This window comes from Tersicoccus phoenicis (assembly GCF_001968835.1).
Taxonomy (GTDB): Bacteria; Actinomycetota; Actinomycetes; order Actinomycetales; family Micrococcaceae; genus Tersicoccus; species Tersicoccus phoenicis.
The window spans coordinates 1-19,923 of sequence record NZ_MRDE01000038.1 but is presented as its reverse complement, the minus strand read 5'-3'; the positions used below and the strand labels follow the sequence as shown (position 1 = coordinate 19,923).

The 19,923-nt window shown below is 65.9% G+C and carries 10 protein-coding genes, 1 tRNA gene and 2 pseudogenes; 9 read left to right on the top strand and 4 right to left on the bottom strand.

Features of this window, described 5'->3' with window-relative positions; genetic code table 11:
• Nucleotides 1-31 precede the first annotated feature (31 nt).
• A complete protein-coding gene (aceE, locus tag BKD30_RS06815; protein WP_408033365.1) occupies nucleotides 32-2,770 on the bottom strand; it encodes a pyruvate dehydrogenase (acetyl-transferring), homodimeric type in 2,739 nt (912 codons plus the stop codon).
• 378 nt (nucleotides 2,771-3,148) lie between these two features.
• On the opposite strand from aceE, the gene BKD30_RS06810 reads away from it, so the two are divergent.
• From BKD30_RS06810 to BKD30_RS06790, 5 genes are all read left to right on the top strand, one after another.
• Nucleotides 3,149-3,565 carry a DUF3052 domain-containing protein gene (locus BKD30_RS06810; RefSeq protein ID WP_076703428.1) on the top strand — a complete coding sequence of 139 codons (417 nt, stop codon included), beginning with the start codon at nucleotides 3,149-3,151 and terminating at the stop codon, nucleotides 3,563-3,565.
• A 32-nt stretch (nucleotides 3,566-3,597) separates the two neighbouring features.
• Entirely contained in the window at nucleotides 3,598-4,086 is a 489-nt protein-coding gene (locus tag BKD30_RS06805) for a peroxiredoxin (RefSeq protein WP_076703474.1), read from the top strand.
• Nucleotides 4,049-4,951 (top strand): Sir2 family NAD-dependent protein deacetylase, encoded by a 903-nt coding sequence (locus tag BKD30_RS06800; RefSeq protein WP_083956087.1) that lies wholly within the window; start codon nucleotides 4,049-4,051, stop codon nucleotides 4,949-4,951. The genes BKD30_RS06805 and BKD30_RS06800 overlap by 38 nt, the downstream gene beginning before the upstream one ends.
• A 45-nt stretch (nucleotides 4,952-4,996) precedes the next feature.
• Entirely contained in the window at nucleotides 4,997-5,272 is a 276-nt protein-coding gene (locus BKD30_RS06795; RefSeq protein WP_076703427.1) for a hypothetical protein, read from the top strand.
• Between the two features lie 138 nt (nucleotides 5,273-5,410).
• Nucleotides 5,411-5,483 (top strand) — tRNA-Val (locus BKD30_RS06790).
• Nucleotides 5,484-6,075: 592 nt separating this feature from the next.
• On the opposite strand, the pseudogene BKD30_RS16670 reads toward BKD30_RS06790, so the two are convergent.
• Together BKD30_RS16670 and BKD30_RS06780 are read right to left on the bottom strand one after the other, a co-directional pair.
• Nucleotides 6,076-7,059 (bottom strand): annotated as a pseudogene (locus BKD30_RS16670) (recombinase family protein); the annotation flags it as partial.
• 451 nt (nucleotides 7,060-7,510) lie between these two features.
• Nucleotides 7,511-8,116, bottom strand: coding sequence for a TetR/AcrR family transcriptional regulator (locus BKD30_RS06780; RefSeq protein ID WP_076703425.1), 606 nt, complete (start codon nucleotides 8,114-8,116; stop codon nucleotides 7,511-7,513).
• Nucleotides 8,117-8,430: 314 nt separating this feature from the next.
• Between BKD30_RS06780 and dcm the strand changes: the two genes are divergently transcribed.
• From dcm to BKD30_RS06765, 3 genes are read left to right on the top strand one after another with little or no spacing between them, the layout of a single operon-like run.
• A complete protein-coding gene (gene dcm, locus BKD30_RS06775) occupies nucleotides 8,431-9,912 on the top strand; it encodes a DNA (cytosine-5-)-methyltransferase (protein WP_083956086.1) in 1,482 nt (493 codons plus the stop codon).
• A 40-nt stretch (nucleotides 9,913-9,952) separates the two neighbouring features.
• A complete protein-coding gene (locus tag BKD30_RS06770; protein ID WP_143588094.1) occupies nucleotides 9,953-12,895 on the top strand; it encodes a hypothetical protein in 2,943 nt (980 codons plus the stop codon).
• 5 nt (nucleotides 12,896-12,900) lie between these two features.
• A complete protein-coding gene (locus BKD30_RS06765; protein ID WP_235861545.1) occupies nucleotides 12,901-18,246 on the top strand; it encodes a DEAD/DEAH box helicase in 5,346 nt (1,781 codons plus the stop codon).
• A gap of 550 nt (nucleotides 18,247-18,796) precedes the next feature.
• On the opposite strand, the pseudogene BKD30_RS16665 reads toward BKD30_RS06765, so the two are convergent.
• Nucleotides 18,797-18,991, bottom strand: a pseudogene (locus tag BKD30_RS16665) (nucleotidyl transferase AbiEii/AbiGii toxin family protein); the annotation flags it as partial.
• Nucleotides 18,992-19,217: 226 nt separating this feature from the next.
• Here BKD30_RS16665 and BKD30_RS06755 point away from each other — a divergent pair.
• On the top strand, nucleotides 19,218-19,923 hold a 706-nt coding region (locus BKD30_RS06755; protein ID WP_235861541.1), incomplete at its 3' end, for a DDE-type integrase/transposase/recombinase.

Here is a 19,923-nt window from a genome sequence, read left to right as displayed (position 1 = left end):
GCAGGCGGCTCCGGCCGGCTGTGGTGGAGGGTCAGGACTCCCCGCCGGCGTTACCGGACTCACCGGCGCGCACGTCGTGCAGGCGGTACTTCTCGATCGCCTTCGCCGGGACCTGAGCATCGACCTCACCCCGCCGGGCGAGCATCTCCAGCGCGCGCACCACCATCGAGTGGGAGTCGATGTGGAAATACCGGCGCGCCGCGGCACGAGTGTCGGCGAAACCGAAGTCGTTGCCGCCCAGGGTGGCGAACTCGTTCGGGATGAACTGCCGGATGCCGTCGGGCAGGTCGGAGCGGTAGTCCGTCGTCGCCACGACCGGCCCGGTGGCGCCGGCCAGCCGCTGGGCGACGAACGGGACGCGGGGCTCGGCGCCCGGGTCGAGGAACGCCTCCCGCTCGGCCGCCAGCCCGTCGCGGCGCAACTCGACCCAGGACGTCACGGACCAGACGTCGGCGGAGACGTTCCAGTCCTCGGCGAGGATCCGCTGAGCGTCCAGCACCCAGGGCACCGACACGCCCGAACCGAGCAACTGGACCCGCGGGCCGTCGATCTCGGCCTCCTTGATCCGGTGGATGCCCTTGACGATGCCCTCGACGTCGACGTTCTCCGGCTCGGCCGGCTGCACGATCGGCTCGTTGTAGACGGTCAGGTAGTAGATCTTGTTCGGATCCTCCGAGTCGGGTCCGTACATCTCCTGCAGGCCCGCCTGGACGATGTGCGCGATCTCGTACCCGTAGGCCGGGTCGTAGGTGCGCACTGCCGGGTTGGTGGAGGCCAGGACGGGGGAGTGCCCGTCCATGTGCTGGGTGCCTTCGCCGGCCAGGGTGGTGATGCCGGCGGTGGCCCCGATCAGGAACCCGCGCGCCAGCTGGTCCGCGGCGGCCCAGATGAAGTCGCCGGTGCGCTGGAACCCGAACATCGAGTAGAAGACGTACACCGGCAGCAGCGGTTCACCGTGGGTGGCGTAGGAGGTGCCGGCGGCCGTGAACGCGGAGACGGCGCCCGCCTCGTTGATGCCCACGTGGAAGATCTGGCCCTGCGGGGACTCCTTGTAGGCGAGCATCAGGTCGCGGTCCACGGAGATGTAGTTCTGGCCCAGCGGGTTGTAGATCTTCGACGTCGGGAAGAACGAGTCCATCCCGAAGGTCCGGGCCTCGTCCGGGATGATCGGCACCACGCGCTTGCCGAACTCCTTGTCCCGCATCAGGTCCTTGAGCAGCCGGACGAACGCCATCGTGGTGGCCGCCTGCTGCTTGCCCGAACCGCGCTTGGCGACGTCGTACGCCTTGTCCTCGGGCAGTTTGAGGTCGGCGTGGGCGTCCCGGCGCTTCGGCAAATCGCCGCCGAGCGCCTTGCGCCGTTCGAGCAGGTACTGGATGGCGGGGTCCTCCGCGCCCGGGTGGTAGTACGGCGGGTTGTACGTGTCCCGCTCGATGTCCTCGTCGGAGATGGGGATGCGCAGGTGATCCCGGAAGTTCTTCAGGTCCTCCAGGGTCAGCTTCTTCATCTGGTGGGTCGCGTTGCGGCCCTCGAAGTGGGAGCCGAGGCCGTAGCCCTTCACCGTGGCGGCGAGGATGACGGTGGGCTTGCCCTTGAACTCGACGGCGGCCTTGTACGCGGCGTAGACCTTGCGGTAGTCGTGGCCACCGCGCTTGAGCTGCCAGATCTCCTCGTCGCTCATGTCCGCGACCATCGCCTTGGTCTGCGGGGACCGGCCGAAGAAGTGGTCCCGCACGAAGCCGCCGGACTCGGCCTTGAAAGTCTGGTAGTCGCCGTCCGGCGTGGTGTTCATGATCTCCACCAGCGCGCCGTCGTCGTCCTTCTCCAGCAGGGCGTCCCACTCCCGGCCCCAGACCACCTTGATCACGTTCCAGCCGGCTCCCCGGAAGAAGGCCTCCAGCTCCTGCATGATCTTGCCGTTGCCGCGCACCGGCCCGTCCAGGCGCTGCATGTTGCAGTTGATCACGAAGTTGAGGTTGTCCAGCCCCTCGTTCGCGGCCAGCTGCAGGGCGCCGCGGCTCTCCGGCTCGTCCATCTCGCCGTCGCCCAGGAACGCCCAGACCTGCTGGTCCGAGGTGTCCTTCAGGCCGCGGTTCTCCAGGTACCGGTTCATGGACGCCTGGTAGATGGCGTTGGTGGGGCCGATGCCCATGGAGACGGTGGGGAACTCCCAGAAGTCCGGCATCATCCGCGGGTGCGGGTAGGAGGAGAGACCGTTCGGGGCAGCCGACTTCTCCTGCCGGAAGCCGTTCATCTGCTCCTCGGTGAGCCGGCCCTCGAGGAACGCGCGCGCGTACATGCCGGGGGAGGCGTGGCCCTGGAAGAAGACCTGGTCGCCGCCGCTGGGGTGGTCCTTGCCGCGGAAGAAGTGGTTCATGCCCACCTCGTAGAGGGTGGCCGCGCCGGCGTACGTGGAGATGTGGCCGCCGACCCCGATGTCGGGCCGCTGGGCGCGGTGCACCATCACCGCCGCGTTCCACCGCAACCACTTGCGGTAGTTCCGCTCGATCTCCTCGTCACCGGGGAACTCCGGCTCCTGGTCGACCGGGATGGTGTTGACGTAGTCCGTCGTCGTGACGAACGGGACGGCCACGCTGTGCGCGCTCGCCCGCTGCAGCAGGGCCCGGATGATGAACTCGGCCCGCTTGGTGCCCTCGGCGTCGAGGAGCCCGTCGAAGGATTCGAGCCACTCGGCGGTCTCCTCGGGATCCGCGTCCGGCAGACTGGTGGTCAGCGCACTGCGGATGTTCTTGATGTCTTCGGTCGCCACATTCAACCTCTCTGTCTGTGCGGTGAAGCACCCGGGCTGCGGTCACTGATGATGGATGACCGCAGACCGCTGTCCGCTCCGGGGCCGCCTTGCGATGTGGGCAGCCCGAACGGGACGCGGCGTCTGGGTGCCACTCTAGCCCCGTACGGGAGCATCAGTGTACGCAGCAGTTTCGCTTAGCGGATAGCGAATTCCACGATGCGGGTTTCGTGAGACGTCTCACGTGGCGGTGACGCACGCGTCGCTCGCGCGCGGCGGTGGCGTGCTGCTTGATGAGGGGGCCGAAAGGGTGTTGTCTGGTAGCACTTCGCCGCGGGCGGCCGACACCGGCTCGAGGTGAGCAGAACACGCACTGACGACGCTATCGGGAGGACATACGTGAGCGAGGCAGACGACGTCGCGACCAGCGCCGCCGCCAAGCTGGGGTTCAAGCAGGACGACCTCGTCCAGGAGTTCGGGTACGACGACGACGTCGACTTCGACCTCCGGGACGACATCGAGGAGGCGGTGGGCTCCGAACTGCTCGACGAGGATGACCACGAGGTCGCGGATGCCGCCCTGCTGTGGTGGCGCGAGGGCGACGGGGATCTGGTCGACGCTCTCGTCGACTCGCTGACCACCCTGGAGGAGAACGCCGTCGTGTGGGTCCTCACCCCGAAGGCCGGGCGCGACGGTTACGTCCCGCCCACCGACATCCAGGAAGCGGCCCCCACCGCAGGTCTGCACGTCACCTCCTCGGCGGGGGTGTCCAAGGACTGGGCGGCCACTCGCCTGGTGACCGCACGCCGGCAGTGACGCGGTCGGCCGGCCCGGGCGCCAAGGAGGACGTGCGCGGCCTCGACAGCGGCCGCCTCGCCCTGCCGACGGTCGGGGCGCCGGCACCGGAGTTCGCGCTGGTCAACCAGCACGGTGAGCCCGTCGCCCTGACGGACCTGCGGGGCGGTCCCGTGGTCCTGGTCTTCTTCCCGTGGGCGTTCTCACGCGTCTGCGACGGCGAGTTGCGCGACCTGCGCGACGGATTCGCCACCATCGCCGGACCGGACGTGCGGCTGCTGGGGATCTCGATCGACTCGAAGTTCAGCCTGCGGGCGTTCGCCGAGGCCGAGGCACTGACGTTCGACCTGCTCAGCGACGCCTGGCCCCACGGCGAGACCGCCCGCCGCTACGGCGTGTTCGACGAGGAACGCGGCGCGGCTCGTCGTGGCAGCTTCGTCATCGACCCCGACGGCGTGCTGCGCGCCCGGATCCTGTCCGCCGTCAACGACCCCCGGAGCCTCGATGAGTACCGCCGCGCGCTGGCATCGCTGGACGCCTGAGCCGGCCCGCAACGGCGTCACGGACCCGGCGGCGACACTGCAGGATCAACGCAGGCGAGCGCTCGACCTGCTCTCCGGACGCCGGCTGGCGGTGCTGACCGGTGCCGGTCTGAGCACCGACTCGGGCATCCCCGACTATCGCGGACCGGACGCGAAACCGCGCACCCCGATGACCTATCAGGAGTTCATCGGCGACCCCCGCCGGCGCCGGCACTACTGGGCGCGCAACCACGTCGGCTACCGGTTCATGTCCGCGACCGTGCCCAACGACGGGCACCGCGCCGTCGCCCGCCTCGAGGCCCGCGGGCTGACCAGCGGGATCATCACCCAGAACATCGACCGGCTGCACGAGACCGCCGGTGCCCTGAACATCGTGGACCTGCACGGCCGGTTCGATCACGTGATCTGCCTGGACTGCGCCAGCATGGTCCAGCGGGCGCAGCTGGACCGGATGCTGACCGAGCTGAACCCGGGCTTCGCCGAGCGGGTGCTGGTCGAGGACGTCGAGGTCGCGCCGGACGCGGACGCGGTGATCGAATCGACCGCCGGCTTCGTCGTCGCCCCCTGCCCGGTGTGCGGCGGGGTGCTCAAGCCGGACGTCACCTTCTTCGGCGAGAACGTGCCGCGGGATCGGGTGGCGCGCAGCTACGGGATGGTCGACTGCGCCGGCGGGCTGCTGGTGGCGGGCTCGTCACTGGCGGTGATGAGCGGGCTGCGGTTCGTCCGCCGCGCCCACCAGCGGGGCATCCCCGTCGTCATCGTCAACCGCGGCCAGACCCGCGGCGACGACCGGGCGGACCTGCTGATCCAGGCCGGGGTGAGTGAGACGCTGACTCACCTGGCCGAGGAACTGCCGGACTTGTGAGCGGCACGACGTCATCGAGGCCCGGATCGAGCCGAAGGCGGACAGGTGAGGAAGGACGATGGACTAGTCCGGCGGCACGGGCTGGCTTCGCTCGGTCTCGGGCTCATCGTCGTCGGCGTCTCGGCGGCTTTCGTTCTGATAGGGGTCCGGATCGAGCAGGTGATGTATCTCGACCACCTGAGGCTCGGCGACGACGCCATCGAGGCGGTACGCCACTATGGTCGATTCAGCCTCACCGCGGCAGCGGTGTGCGGACTCGCGGTGGTTGGAGGAACGGTCTGCGTGATTCTCGCGGCGCTCAGGGCAAAGCGCACCGGCTAGAACGGTGCCGCCGACGACGTCAGAGGACCGTCGGTCTCAGGTGCGCCGCGTGGGCCGTGACTTGTCGGTAGACTGCTTTCCCGAACCCGCGACCGGCCGCGAGACGGCGCACCGGGGGAGCGGCCATCTGCGGCCGAGGGGCCTTTAGCTCAGCTGGTAGAGCGTCACGTTTACACCGTGAATGTCGTCGGTTCGATCCCGGCAGGGCCCACCCAAAGTGTCTTACGGGAACACGCGACATCGGAAGATGTGGAGTGTTCCCGTTTGGCTTCCTTGCCTCCGGTCGTCTCTTGAACGATGGTCGCGAACGGTTCGGCGAGGCGCGAGTGTAGCTGCTCGTCCTCGGTGATCTCCAGCCGTGTGTAGAACGCCTGGTTTGCCAGCCTCCTGCTTCCGTCGTCGGAGTGGGCGTAGGCGTGGTGCGCGTCGGTGAGGAGCCGCAGGCTGTCGTGGAGGAACGCCCGACCACCGACGTGCAGTTCGTCGTGCTCGCGCAGGCGGTACTCGATGTCGGCGAGTCCGGCGCGGATGCGGTCTTGGTGTCGCTTGAGCGTTGGTAGGTCGATGGCGTCGGCGAAGTGCGCCGCGAGCAGCTTGTCGCTCTCTGCTTCCAGGCGCGCCCGGTTCGTCGTGAGGTCGGCGAACTCCTGATCCTTACTCGCGCTGCGCTGGTCGAACGCGGCGTCGACCTCGGCGGCAAGGTGCTGGTAGTCGTCTTCGCTGATCGTGATGTTCGCGTAGGAGTCCTCGACCAGCCGTTCCGCGACCTGCACGGGCACCGCCCGTCGGGTGCAGGTGGTCCGCTTCGACGCCCGACCGGAACAGACGAAGTAGGCGTAGGTCGTGCCGCGCGGGTTGGTCGCGAAGTCCAGCAGCATCCTCGACCCGCAGTTGCCGCAGTGCAGCAGCCCTTTCAGATGGTGGGCGTGTTGAACGTGCCGGGTTGCGTGCGCGTTGCGCGCCTTCAACAGCGATTGCACCTGATCGAACAGCGCTGGCTCCACGATGGGCTCGTGCGCTCCGGGATGAAGCGCACCCCGGTAGCGGATCGCCCCGGCGTAGTACGGGTTCGTCAACACGCGGTAGAGGGCGTTCTTCCCCAGCGGCTTCGACGGCCGCTTCGGCGACGGCACCGACAGCAGGCCGCGCGCGGTGAGGTCACGCAGCAGGCCGGTGACGGAGGTCTCTCCGCCCGCGTACTGCTCGAACGCCCACGCGATCAGCGGGGCGCGCTCGGCATCGACCTCGACCGCGCGTGCCTCGCGGCCCGCGTCGTCGGTGCGGCGGACGTTGAGGTAGCCGATGGGAGCGCGCCCTGGCGTACCGCCCTGCGCGACCTTCTGCGTGAGCCCCTTGGTGACTTCGGTGGCCAGGTTGCGGCTGTAGAACTCCGCAATGCTCGACATGATGCCGTGCACGAGCATCCCCGAAGGCGTCTGATCAATGGACTCCGTCGCCGACACGAGCGTGACCCCGGCGCTGATGAGCGCTTCGTGAATCTTCACATCATCGGCACGGTTGCGGGCGAGCCGGTCGAGCTTGTGCACGATGCAGAACTGCACCCGGCTCGCAGCGATGAACGCCAGCATGTTCTGCAACCCGTCACGATCTGCCGAGCGCGCCGACTCTCCGGCGTCGATGAACTCGCGCACGATCCGCGCCCCCAACTCGTCGGCCTTCCTCGTGTTGGCTTCGCGTTGCGCGGGGATCGAGAAGCCTTCCTCGGTACCGCCGCGCTCGGCTTGCTCCCGCGTGGATACCCGCAGGTAGGCTACGGCCGAGAGCATTGGCGTGTCGGTGGCCTGCGTGGACGTCTGGGTCTCGATGGCGGTGTTCATGATGAGCCTCCTTCCCGTGGGTCACGTCTCTGACTCATCGGTGCTGTCTGACGGTCCCGCAAATCTTGCGGGACCGTGTTCTGGGTTCGTGATCTGACGGAGGCTCTTCGGGACGGGGAGCCCATAGGGGTCTGGTTCACCGTCGAGCCAGGCACGGTGTCGGGTCTCCGCGATGTTCAGTACCCACTCGGTCAGCTTGCCGAGGTCAGGCTCGTCTCGTCGCGTCACCCGAAGGCGTAGACGCCGGTCCTCAGTCCTCATGCCAGGTAGGTGCGCAGTACCTCCCACAACGCGAGCACCGAACCGAATTACTACCCTCTGCCGTGGCCCTGATTCAGACGACACGCCTCTTGCAGATCAAGGAACGGACTAGTACGTATGGAATTGTGATGAGGCCAGACTACCGCTCTTCGGCGGTCTCGGGCAGGGCGAACTTCGGCAGGTGGAGCAGGCCCCGCCCGAGAGCGGCTGTGAGCAGTTCCTCTGCGAGAGCGTCGAACTCAGGCGCAAGGAACCGTGCTGCTGCGTCGGCGATGTCGAGGTCGGCGCCTGGCTCGTCAGCCCGCAGTCGCACGACGATCACGGCACGGATGTCGTCACACCAGTCCCGGGTCGCGGTCGCCAGCGACGGGATCGCTCCGGCGACCGCGTCGGCGAGGAGCCTCACCAGGGCTTGTCCTTCCCTGCGGGCGAACAGTCGATCCAGCGCCGCCACGATGCTGGCCCGTACTTCTTCAACCTCGGAGCCTTCGGGCGTCGGGGTGCCGTCGAGGAACGCGGTCGTGCTCGCCCGCATATGACCGATCGCGTCCAGTGCGAGCCCCTCTTTTCCCTTGCCAGGGAAGTGGTGATACATGCTCCCGTGACCCACCCCGGAGCGCTGCTGGAACATCTGCGGGCTTGTCGCCTCGAACCCCCGCTCCGCCAGCAGTGCGCACGCCGCCGCCACCAGCTTCTGCTTCGAGTCATACGCCGGACGCCCCGGCCCACGCCGCTCCTCAACCATCGCAGCCACTCCTCACTCCGCCATGCCACAAGCCGTTGGCCACTTTCATACAGACTAGTACGGACTTTGATCTGCAGACGCGTGAGGTGTGGGGGAACCGGTAGAAGCTCTCGCATGGTCGCGCGAGGGCTCGACGTAGACTCGCCAGGGCGTCGGGCCTGCGGTTCGAAGTGCGGCCGGAATGGCCTCCTCCGCGTCTACTGCATGTCGACTTCAGGATTGTCGGTGGGTGCTGAGAGACTTGTAGACACGGCGGGAGCGAGACCGCCGACCCTCGCCGGGCACCGGCAGGAGCGACCAGGCAAGGAGGCGATGTGGCAGCCGCAACACCAACCTTCCAGTTCGTCGACCTTTTTTCTGGCCTCGGAGGTTTCCATGTCGCTCTCAATGACCTCGATGGCGAAGTTGTGTTCGCTGCCGAGTGGGAGCCGACGCTTAACGCCCTCTACGAGACGAACTATGGAATTCATCCCTGGAGTGACATCAACGACCTTGAGACCGATAGAGACATAGAACGCGAGGTCCCTGACCACGACGTGCTTACTGCGGGTTTTCCTTGCCAGCCGTTCTCCAAGGCAGGCGACCAAATGGGCTTCGCTGATACCCTCCAGGGCAACCTCTTCTTCAAAGTACACCAGATTCTCCGCGTTAAGCGTCCTCGCCGTTTCATCCTTGAGAATGTGCCCAACATCCTGAAGCATGACGGTGGTCGCACTCGGCGCAAGATCATCGAGTTGTTGGAGGCACTGGATTATTCGGTCAAAGTGGACCACTTCTCTCCTCACGAATTTGGCATCCCGCAGGTCAGGGACCGCGCGTATTTCGTTGGGTCGCTCGACGGCTTGGAAGACTTCGAGTGGCCAGCCAAGCACAAGGACCAGACCGACATCATTTCGGTTCTTCGCCATGATGTTCCGCCCACTCGCGCGATTCCTGAGCAGACACTTCAAGCCATCGATATGTGGGGGGACTTCCTCCGTCGTTCGCCGGCTTCCGTGAAGATGCCCTCGTTCCCGATCTGGTCAATGGAGTTCGGCGCAACCTATCCGTACGAGGACGAGACTCCGCCGGGAGTCTGGGATCGTCGACCGGTGTGGGGTTTGCGTCAGATGGGCATCAAAGGCAGTTTTGGCCAAAGCCTTGAATGTTCGGTCGACGAACAGAAGGAGCGGATCCCTAGTCACGCCAATCGCGATAGCGATTACCGGTTCCCCCGATGGAAGCGCACCTTCATCAGACAGAACCGTGAGTTCTACCAGGACAACCGCTCTTGGATCGACCCTTGGCTGGATCAATGGAAGCCCGAGGAGATGCAGTCCAGCCTCCAGAAGATGGAATGGAACGCCCAGGGTGAGGAGCGGAACATCGACAACTTCGTCCTGCAGGTCCGTGCTTCTGGGCTCAGGATCAAGCGGCCTACGACGTCCCCCAGCCTCATCGCCTTCACCCAGACACAGGTCCCTATCCTCGGCTCCAACCTGACTGGCGAACGCCGTTACATGACACCTGCTGAGTGCGCTGAACTCCAAAGCCTCGGCGATATCCATCTGCCGACTTCCGACCTCGAGGCTTACAAGGCGCTCGGCAACGCTGTCAATGCCCGTGTCGTCAAGGCGATCGCTGAGCGCCTACTCGAAGGGCTGGGCAACCCCGACTCCTCCAGTACTGCCGACCCCGAACCCCTGCGAGCCAAGCGCACCTCCGCGAGCAAGCGGACAGATGCCGGGGAGGAATGCGCTCCCAGGACGAAGCCACTCAGCACAGAACCCGTCCTTGTTGCTAGACGGTCTGCATGACATGCGAGGGAGTTTGGCCTTGGGTTCCGAGTATGAGCGCGTGAGCGAGGCGATCGCCGACGTCATGTTCGGCTCATCGCAGGCTGGTCGACCCGTCTATGCGCTCGCGGACGCCGATACGGTTCGTAACGTGCTCGAAGCCGCTGAGTTCGAGGATCGGACGCTCGCAGGGCTGTCGGCGGTCGTCAGGTCCTCGCTTCAAGTCGACGAGGCTGGCGTAGCCCCATTTCACTGGCAGGCTGACGCTGCGCAGCGCCATCGGCGCTCGCCGCTTGAAACTCCGCCCGCGCTCCCCCTTCTCGTGGCGCTGTCGATCGCTGCCGAGCACATGCAGGCTGACGGCGACCTGGCTGCCCACAACTACTACTCGCGTCTACATCGGCTCTTGCATGTAAGAGCGACCGAGTACTTGCGGGTCGAGAACGACTATCGTCGGGTCGCCGATCTGCTGTGGGGGTCGCTGAACTCCTGGCTTGAAGCTTGGGAAGGTGAGCGTGGAATCCCGACGGCCTACGCCGTCGGCGGTCACGCCTTCATTGGGCTGCCGATGTCGCAGGCGGTCGTTCGGCAACACGATCGTGCCGGCCTCCACGAGCTCTTCGCGATTGAGGGCATGACCCCGGGTCTGCGTATCTCGCCGAACGACATGAGTCTCGCGATGGACCCCTATGCGACGGCCACTCCGAGCCTCCCCCTCAGTTCGCATCTTGCTCGTCTCTGGCGGGATCCGGCCGCCCGAGAGCGCATCGTCAATGCCGCTTGTCTCGAACTCGAAGTATGGGATGGGTCGGGGATCGAATCGGTCGCCTCTGCGCGACCCGTCGTCACGACGCGCCTGCTGGCGTTCTTGCGGACATTCCCTCGCAAGTCGATTGAGTTCAACCTGATGCTCCCGTACCGCTCGGAAGGGCCGGACATTGCCCGGTTCCAAGTCGCCGACGAGGAGTCGATTATCCCGACCGTCGCCGGGCCCGGTGGCTCCACGCGGCTCTCCGGTGCTGAGGGAGTCAGCGCTGCGTCGCTCGTCGGGGAGCAGCTAACTGGCGAGTTCGGGGATGACGAGAGTCGCCCCTTCGGTCGTCGCCCGAAGCGAGTCGCTCCGCTCCGATGGGACGACCTTCAGGGGGCATTCGTCGAGATCGAGCGCATTTCGCTCGGTGAGGACAGCATCGTCCTGGCGCGGTCGGACGCGCGCCAGCGTGTCGAGAGTCACCTTGAGGCTCACGCCCGACCGGGATGGCATGAACTTGTCGACCTCCCGGGTGCGCCGGAGGGGTGGGTCGTTTACCAGCACGTCCAGATCGTGTCCGCGCCGACCGGGCAACTGCACTTCGATCTCTTGCCGCTGGTGCCCCGCGCGCGGACGAGCCTGACGCTACGTGGGGGATTCGTGCTTCCTGGTTTGCTTCGCAAGTGGTCGGTGATGGAGCCACCCGAGGCGGTTGCCCTCGCCGCTGGAGCTTCCTCGGTCTGCGTTCGTGTGTACCGCGGCACCCGTATCGACCCGGCCGAACTCATCGCTGAGTCCCTACAGCCCGGCGAACTCGCGGTACTTCCGCTCATGGATCAGGGGCTAACTGACGGTGAGTACGTCGTCGCGATGTTCGTAGACGACACGAACAAGCCGTCGTCAACGGCGCTCCTGCGACTGCGATCGGCAAGCACTCCGCAGTTCCGCGTCGAGGATGTCGATATCCGCTTGGTCTACTCGCCTGATTTTTCGCCGCGCTGGCCGCTGACCGCTGGTCCCGCCGAGTGGCCGAGTCATGTCAACGGAGCGAGGACAGTGGGTCTCGAACCGCGCCGCGACGGCGGTACAGTGCCAATGCCGGAGTTTGTGCCCCGAGAGCGAAACGCGTCTACCGCATCGGTTGCGAAGACTCGGGTGGGCGTGCCGATGGCGAGCGACTCGTGTCTCATTACCGGGATGCACCGATTCCTGCTCTCGCCCGTGCTCGCTGGCCAGGCACCTACGCGGAGCATTGAGGGCGAGTGCATGACCTGCGGGCTCGTGCGTCGCTTCGCTGGGACCCCCTGGGCTGCGAAGAAGAAGGATCGCGCGGCCAAGACGATCGTGGTCCCAGTAATCCCGCCCGTGGTCGAGTCGGACGAGCCAGACTTCGAGGTCGCGTTCGATGCGCTGAACCACATCGGGACCGGCTCGTTCGGGGCGTTCGAGCGAATCGCCGCCCAGGTCGAGGGCTCGGGCCTGTTCGCGGACTCGTTCCTGCGACGGCTTGAAGTCGTCGGTCATGTGGATGTAGCCAGGGACGACTATCTCCAGGTGACCGAATGGGCGGTGAACACGTCCACGCTCGTTCCGACGGGTGACGGGTTATGGGTGCTCATCGGGTCGCGCTCCAGCGCGCTGGTGGAGCAACTCAAGGAACTGCTCGGCACCGGCGCTGTCGTGCGCACGAGCGTTGATGCCGAACTCGCCCGTGTCGAGGTAGATGGCATGCTGCCGGTCGGTTTATTGGCCGACGCTGGGATCGCTGTTCTGGAGACCTCACCGGTCGAGGAGATCGTTGAGGCGTTGCCGCCACTCAGTGAGGTGGCGACGTCGCTCAAGCGGGTGATCGTGCCGAGCCACCGGTCTGCCGAGTTTTGGGACACGACGTCGGCCTCGTGGCACCCCGCGACGTCGCTGGTCAGGGTTGGCTCTTACCGGCTCAAGGACTTCGGCTCGACCTACGCGATCCGCACCGCCGATGACATTGCAAGCGGCACGATCGGACTCGGCAACGCGCAGATCGTGAAGCACATCGCGAACTCGTGGGCCGGTGACCCCCTCGTTGGCTACAACTCGCGCAGTGGCTCAGTCGTCACGCCGCTGGGTGCGGACCTGCCGGCCTTGTACGGGCGTGCTCTCGCGCTTTGCTCGGGACGAGCGCCGCGAGAGATTGTGAATCACCGCCTGCTCCAGTACCCGTCAGTACCGCGCACCGTCGCGGACATCATCTACGACCGCGTGAGCCGGTGAGCAGCATGCCGTTCCCGACCCCAGTGAAGATCGCCGATGACCTCCGCGACGCATTTCTGCGGTACATAGACACCGCATACGCACTGCGGGACCAGGCCCTTGTTGAAGAGCGGCGACGCCTGCTGCTCGAAGGGCAGGGCAATCTATTCGCCCCGCTCATGCTCGAGCCCGTTCTGCCCTATGACGGGGTCGCGTCGGTCATCGAAGCGGCCAGCCAAGCAGGAGTCGACGCACGCGACCTCGGAGACGTGATCGGGGCGGTCTTTGGTGTGACCCCCGACGCGCTATCAGGCATCAAACTGCGCAAGCATCAGGCGGCAGCACTCGCTACGCACTTCGCGGGCGGCATCAGTCATAACCCGGTGGTGACTTCTGGCACGGGTTCCGGCAAGACAGAGTCCTTCCTGATCCCGCTCCTGAGCCGTATCGTGGCGGAGAAACGGTCAGCAACCGCACTGCCGCCGATCCACGAGTGGTGGGATCTGAAGAGGCAGACCGAAAACTGGCGACCAGCCCGAACAGTCGGAGCAAGTCCGGCAGCGGTGCGATCGGTGATCCTCTACCCGACCAATGCGCTCGTCGAGGATCAGGTTGCGCGGCTCCGCCGGGCCGTGCGCGGCCTTCGGGGACAGGCGTCGCCGATTGACCTCTGGTTCGGGCGCTATACCGGGGCGACACCGGGCTCGGGTGGAGTTCCGACCGGGAAGGTCTCGGCACCTGCCACCGCCGACGCGGCGCGGGACATGCGGGAGCTGTCGCGTCTGAACGCCCGGCTAGCTGAACTCAACGACCCGGACTTGATGGCTCAGTTCCAGGATCCCTATGCTGGCGAACTCATCACCAGGTGGGACATGATTGCCACTCCACCCGATGTGCTCGTCACGAACTACTCGATGCTCAACGTGATGCTGATGCGCGACGTCGAGGAGCCGATCTTCGAGTCCACTCGGCGGTGGCTCCAGCGGTCGTCCGACCACGTTTTCACCCTCGTCGTTGACGAACTGCACCTGTACCGCGGCAGCACCGGTGCCGAAGTCGGGATGGTCGTCCGAAACCTGGCATCGCGGCTCGGGCTTGAGCCTTCTTCCGACCAGTTCAGGATCATCGCGACGAGCGCTTCCCTGCCCGGGGACGACTCGGGTCTGGAGTATCTGGAGCGTTTCTTTGGCGTCGATCGGGCGTCCTTCCTGATCGAGCCTGGGCAGCCACGGCCGCTTGTGCCAGGGAACAAGCCGACTGCTGGCGATGTGCTGGGCATTGCCCCGAACGAGCTGGCGGAAGCTGCCGCGAGAGATCGGTGGGCGGAGACGATCGCTGTTGCGTGCGCTGACCCTGGCGACGGGCGCCCCAAAGCCACGCGAATTGACACTGTTGCGAATCGCCTATTCGCGGACGATCCGCTCGCATCATCGGCGCTCGCGACGATGCTCGTCGGTCTCGCAGACGCGGCGAAGCCCGTGATCCAGTTCCGCGGCCACGTCATGATGCGAGGGATGCGTGGGCTCTGGGCCTGCTCTGATCCCGCCTGCCCCGGCGGCACCGATTCAGAGCCTCGGCGAGTAGGTCGGATGTATGACACCCCGCGGTCGACCTGCGCCGACTGCGGCGCACGAGTGCTTGAACTTCTCTACTGCTTCGAGTGTGGCGATGTCAGCCTCGGGGGCTACGTCGTGGACCGACCCGACCGCGGGGCCGTCGTGCTCTCGACGACTCCGGTCACGCCTGGTGAGAACTCGGGTGACTTCGTGTATCGAAGGAATGACGACGAATACCGATGGCTCTGGCTCGGCTCGCCGGTTCCCGACGCCCCCAGCCGCCACAAACTCCCCGCCGACATGGACGAGAATCGGGCCACCATCGAGACCAACTTCGGGGCCGCGACCTGGAATCCCAAGCTCGGGTCGCTCATTCTCGGCAACTCGCCCGACGGCATCCCAGCAGTCGTACTCAGCCACAACGCGGGCGGTGACAGCGGATTGACACTCCCCGCGCTGCCGGAAGCCTGCCCGCGATGCGGTGGGAGTCAGGACAACCGAGATGCTGCGGTCTACTTCGCCGGCAATGTCAGATCGCCGATCCGTGCACACACGTCTGGTCGCGCGCAGCTCAACCAAATGGCGGTCTCTCAGTTGTTCCGCAGCCTCGGGTCAGAGGCGGCCGAGTCGAGGACGATCGTCTTCACCGACAGCCGGGACGACTCCGCGCGCATCGCCGCCGGGATCGCGCTCAACAACTTCCGCGACCAGGTGCGACAGGTAGTCCGCCAACTGCTCCACGGGCGCGAGAACCCTGTTCCGGTTCTGCGCGCACTCCTGCGTAACGAGCTGGATGGTGACGGACTCGAACGCGCTGAGATGCTGCGTTCCGGCCGTCGGGAGTTGTTCGACAAGCTCCGGCTGGAGAGCCTCGGCGCGGCTGACGCATCGGACTTGGCGACGATCGCTGCCGCAGAACGGGAGACCGAATCTCTGCCGTGGCCGACGCTCATCCACGATGCCGAGCGGGTGATGCTTGAGGTCGGCGTGAACCCTGCTGGGCCGGGACCGTCCGTGGCAGAAAGCGAGGGTGACGCCCCGTGGTATCGCGCCTACGAGCCGCCGATCCGCAACGCCTGGGAGCCGCTGACCGACGCGGTAGCGCGGCCCATTCGCCAGGACCGCTACAGGCTCACTGCGACCGCCGTCGCAGAGGCCGTCTTCGACCGTGCCTCGCGCGACCTCGAATCGACCCGCCTTGGAGTCGTGCGGGCACGGCCGCTTGCACCCGACGGCTGGGGTTTCTCGACGGAAATAGCGGGGGACGTGGTCGCGAGCGTCATCCGGCTACTCGGAATCGCGAAACGATTCGAGGGCGGGTACGCGGCTCGATCGAACTCAGCACCGAAGGTCATCGGAACCTACCTCAAGAGGGTCGCAGCGAAGCAGCAGGTCGACTGGCAGACGCTGGTATCGAATGTCGGCGAGTTCCTCCGCGAGGGCGGGATCGTCGACGAGACGTGGGCGCTCAGAACTCAGACTGGACAGGATGCCCTCGAACTCAGGACCCCAGGCGACAGGGTCTGGGTCTGTGACAACTGCGGCACGACTCATCTGCACCCGTCGGCTGGTGTCTGCACCAATGAGGAATGCCCGAACGGCGTGCTGCGCGAGGAGGAGTGGTCTGAGGAGCTCGACTACTACGGATGGCTCGCCTCGCAGCCGCTTCGACGTATGCGCGTCGCTGAGTTGACGGGCCAGACCCGGCTCGCTGACCAGCGGACGCGACAGCGTCTGTTCAAGGGCGCGGTGCTACCGGTGCCTGCCGAGAGCGGACTCGCGGACCCGCTTGACCTGCTTTCGGTAACGACCACGATGGAGGTTGGTGTCGACATCGGCTCTCTCCGGGCTGTCGCGATGGCAAACATGCCGCCCCAGCGGTTCAACTATCAGCAGCGCGTCGGTCGGGCTGGACGCTCCGGTCAGCCGTTCTCCTTCGCGGTCACCGTGTCACGTGACCGGGCGCACGATGACTATTACTTCCAGGCGCCGGAGAAGATGACCGCGGCCGATCCGCCACCACCGTTCATCGACTTGTCGCGACCGCGGATCGTTCGCCGCGTGATCGCGGCGGAGCTTCTGCGACGGGCATTCCTCGCCAGTCGGAATCCACCTCGGCGAACTGGCGACAGCATCCACGGCACGTTCGGCTCGACGAGTGATTGGGCGTCGCGGCGCGCGGACGTCGAGGCATGGCTGCAGATATCGAAGGATGTTCCAGAAGTCTGTGAGCGGTTCAGCGCGTACACCGCGCTCGATGTCGACGACCTCAAGAACTGGGCGCGGACTGGTCTGGTGACCGACATCGACGAAGCCGTCGGTAACCCGTACTTCCAGCACACCGAACTCAGCGAGTTGCTTGCGAACGCCGGCGTGCTCCCAATGTTCGGTTTCCCGACCCGGGTCCGTCCGCTCTACTCAAAGCCGCTTCGCGGTGCTGGCGATGCCGAGCGGCACACCGTCGCCGACCGTGACCTTCGCATGTCTATCACGGCGTTCGCTCCGGGAGCGGTCGTCGTCAAGGATGGTGCCGAGCACCTAGCTGTGGGCTTTGCGGCCTACAACATCATCGGGACGAGGGCGCGAGCGAAAGACCCTCTCGGAATACCTCTTCCTGTCCATCGCTGCGGGCAATGCGGCAGCCTCGACACCCGCCCGACGGACGAGTCGCTCAAGTGCTCGGTCTGTGGCGAAGAAATGCGTGCGTTCTCGCTCTACCAGCCGGAGGGCTACCGAACGATCTACAGCCAGCCGGACTACGACGACTCGCACATCACACCGATGTACGCGGGATACTCCGAACTCTCCACGAACACCGAACTCGGTCAAGAGACGAGGCTCCACGGGGTCTCGCTCCGACTGCTTGAGCAGGCCGAAGTCGTCGCAGTGAACGACAACAACCGCAAGCTCTTCGATCTGAGTCGCCAGTCCGACGGCTCTGTTGTCGCGCAGAATCGTGACCTGTATCGGCGCCCGCTGCCTGAGTTCATGCGAACTGGCGGGCAAGCCCTCGATCCAGCCGCTATCGGCGAGGTTCGACGTACCGACGTGCTCCTGCTTGGACTTGACGCTCTGGCCCTCCCCGAGGGCGCGGTCGCAACGCTGCCTTGGGCGTGCCCGGCGGGCAAGGGTGCCCTGCTTTCCTTTGCCGAGTTGCTTCGCAACGCCGCCAAGGAGTACCTGGACATCGAGCAGTCTGAGCTTGAGGTCGGACTACAGCCGACGCGCAGCGGTGCCACCGTTTCGGCACGGGTGTTCCTCGCCGACGCGCTCGACAACGGCGCGGGCTACGCGCTGGAGCTCGGAGCGTCGCCGACCTTCGAGAGGCTCCTGACGTCGATTCGGGATGCGACTGGAAAGCGACTGCACGAAGACCCGCATGGGACGGCCTGCACATCGTCGTGCCCTGGATGCCTCCGCAACTACGAAAACCGCTTCAATCACTGGGCGCTGGACTGGCGACTCGGGCTTGACGTCGTGGATCTTGTGCTCGGGCGCAGTCTCGACCTATCCCGCTGGTCGGATCACACCGCGGCGTTGATGCAGAGCTTCGCTGATGGCTACGGTTCACACCCGCGAATCGAGCAGCACACGGTCAACGCCCTGCCAGCACTCATCTCGCCGGAGGGTCGTGGGGCGGCTGTTGTCATCGGCCACCCGCTCTGGCGGCACGAGGACGCGCACTGGAATCCCCAAGTCAGACGGGCAGTGACGGAACTGCGCGGCCGCGGGTTGTCGCACGTTACTGTGTCCGACACCTACGTCCTCGACCGCACTCCAATCAGGCTGTTCAATGCGCTGCTCGAGGGTACGTAAGGGGTGGCCCGTTGCAGCATCCTGACACTGCAATCGATGATAATTCGGGCGGTGAGCCGTCGATTCGCGATCCCGCACGCGACCCGGTCGAGTGCAGTTCAACTCGCTCCGTCGTCGACGCGGTCACCGCGACTTCGCCCACACGGTGCCACGGTGAACCCCGAACTGCTTCGCAAGCGCGATCACGCTGATTCCTTGCGCGCGGGCTGTTCGCATAGCGTCTACTTCCTCGTCCGTGAGGCGTGTTCGAGGTCGTTGCTTTGGTTCCACCGACGCATCGATCAGAGGGTCGTCGGTCTCGCCCTCGGGGTCGGTGTCCCCGCGAGTGCCTTGATTCCACGCGGAAACGAGCCTCTCGACCCGTGGTCGCCTGTTCCCGCAGTGCTCCATTGCGCCCACCCGATGCTTCGGGTCTCGCGGACTATGTGCGTGGCGGCGGCGGGTCGCCTGCGCTGAACACGGGATCCAGGTAGGAGGCCACCAGCGCCATCTGCTGGTCGAGGTCTGCTTCGCAGGCCGCCTCCAGTCGCTCCTTACGACGCCAGGCGGCCTATTTGGCCTGACCGATCTGTCCGTAGCCGACCACGTGCGCTGCGATGGGTTCGAGGTCGATGCTGCGGTAACGGCCAACGGCTCTTGCTGAGCGGAGCAGTTCGTCGGTGTCGATGCCTTGTGGGGCGAGTCGAACGATGTCGACATAGTCGCGCCACCGGGTACTGGTGGTTCCCCGCTCCAGGATGGTGACGCCCTTCTCGGCGGGTCATCGGTCTCGACTGTTAGCGGCCATGTCAGACTGCCCGTAGGCGGCCACGGAAGTGCCCACTGATGGCCAGGAGAACTGCCTGTTGGTGGCCATGAGATCTGCCCACTGCTTGTTTGTGAACCCCCGACCGCTTGAGCGGGGGGAGCCTCTTCCTGGGGTTTGATGACGGTGTCGAGTCGCATCAAGGTCACCCGGAAGAGGCCCCTGAATGAAGTCTGATGGAGAAATCATGGAAATACTTGCTGCCCACGATCTGACCGGGTCGTTGCGCGCTGCAGCCGAGCTCACGGGTTGCTCTCATCACACGGTCGCCCGGCATGTCGCTGCCCGCGACGCGGGCAAGCCGATGGCCGAGCCGGCCTACCGGGGGCGGGTCACGGACCCGTTCCTGCCGAAGATCGAGGAATGGGTCGAGGCGTCCAAGGGCAAGATCCGGGCCGACAAGGCCCACGAGAAGTTGATCGCGCTCGGTTACCAGGGTTCGGACCGGTCCACGCGGCGGGCGGTCACTCAGGTGCGGGCCGCGTACCGGCTTGGCCGGGTCCGGGTGCACCGGCCGTGGGTGACCGAGCCGGGCATGTGGCTGCAGTACGACTTCGGCGACGGGCCCGTCATCGAGGCCAGGAAAACCGTGTTGTTCGTCGCGTGGCTGGCGTGGTCGAGGTTCCGGATCGTTGTCCCGTTGCGGGACCGGACGGCACCGAGCGTGTTCGCAGCGTTGGACCGGACGTTCCGGCTCATCGGGGGCGCCCCGACCTATGTGCTGACGGATAACGAGAAGACCGTCACGGTCTCCCACGTTGCCGGGGTCCCGGTGCGGAACCAGCAGACGGTGGACTTCGCCCGCCACTACGGTCTCACGGTGCTGACGTGCCAGCCTGCGGATCCGGCGTCCAAGGGCGGGGTGGAGTCCT

Excerpts from the sequence above, each read along its gene's own strand:
- BKD30_RS06800 (WP_083956087.1), top strand. The coding sequence starts at position 4,049 with ATGAGTACCGCCGCGCGCTGGCATCGCTGGACGCCTGAGCCGGCCCGC.
- BKD30_RS06780 (WP_076703425.1), bottom strand. The coding sequence starts at position 8,116 with ATGGTTGAGGAGCGGCGTGGGCCGGGGCGTCCGGCGTATGACTCGAAG.
- BKD30_RS06765 (WP_235861545.1), top strand. The coding sequence starts at position 12,901 with ATGCCGTTCCCGACCCCAGTGAAGATCGCCGATGACCTCCGCGACGCA.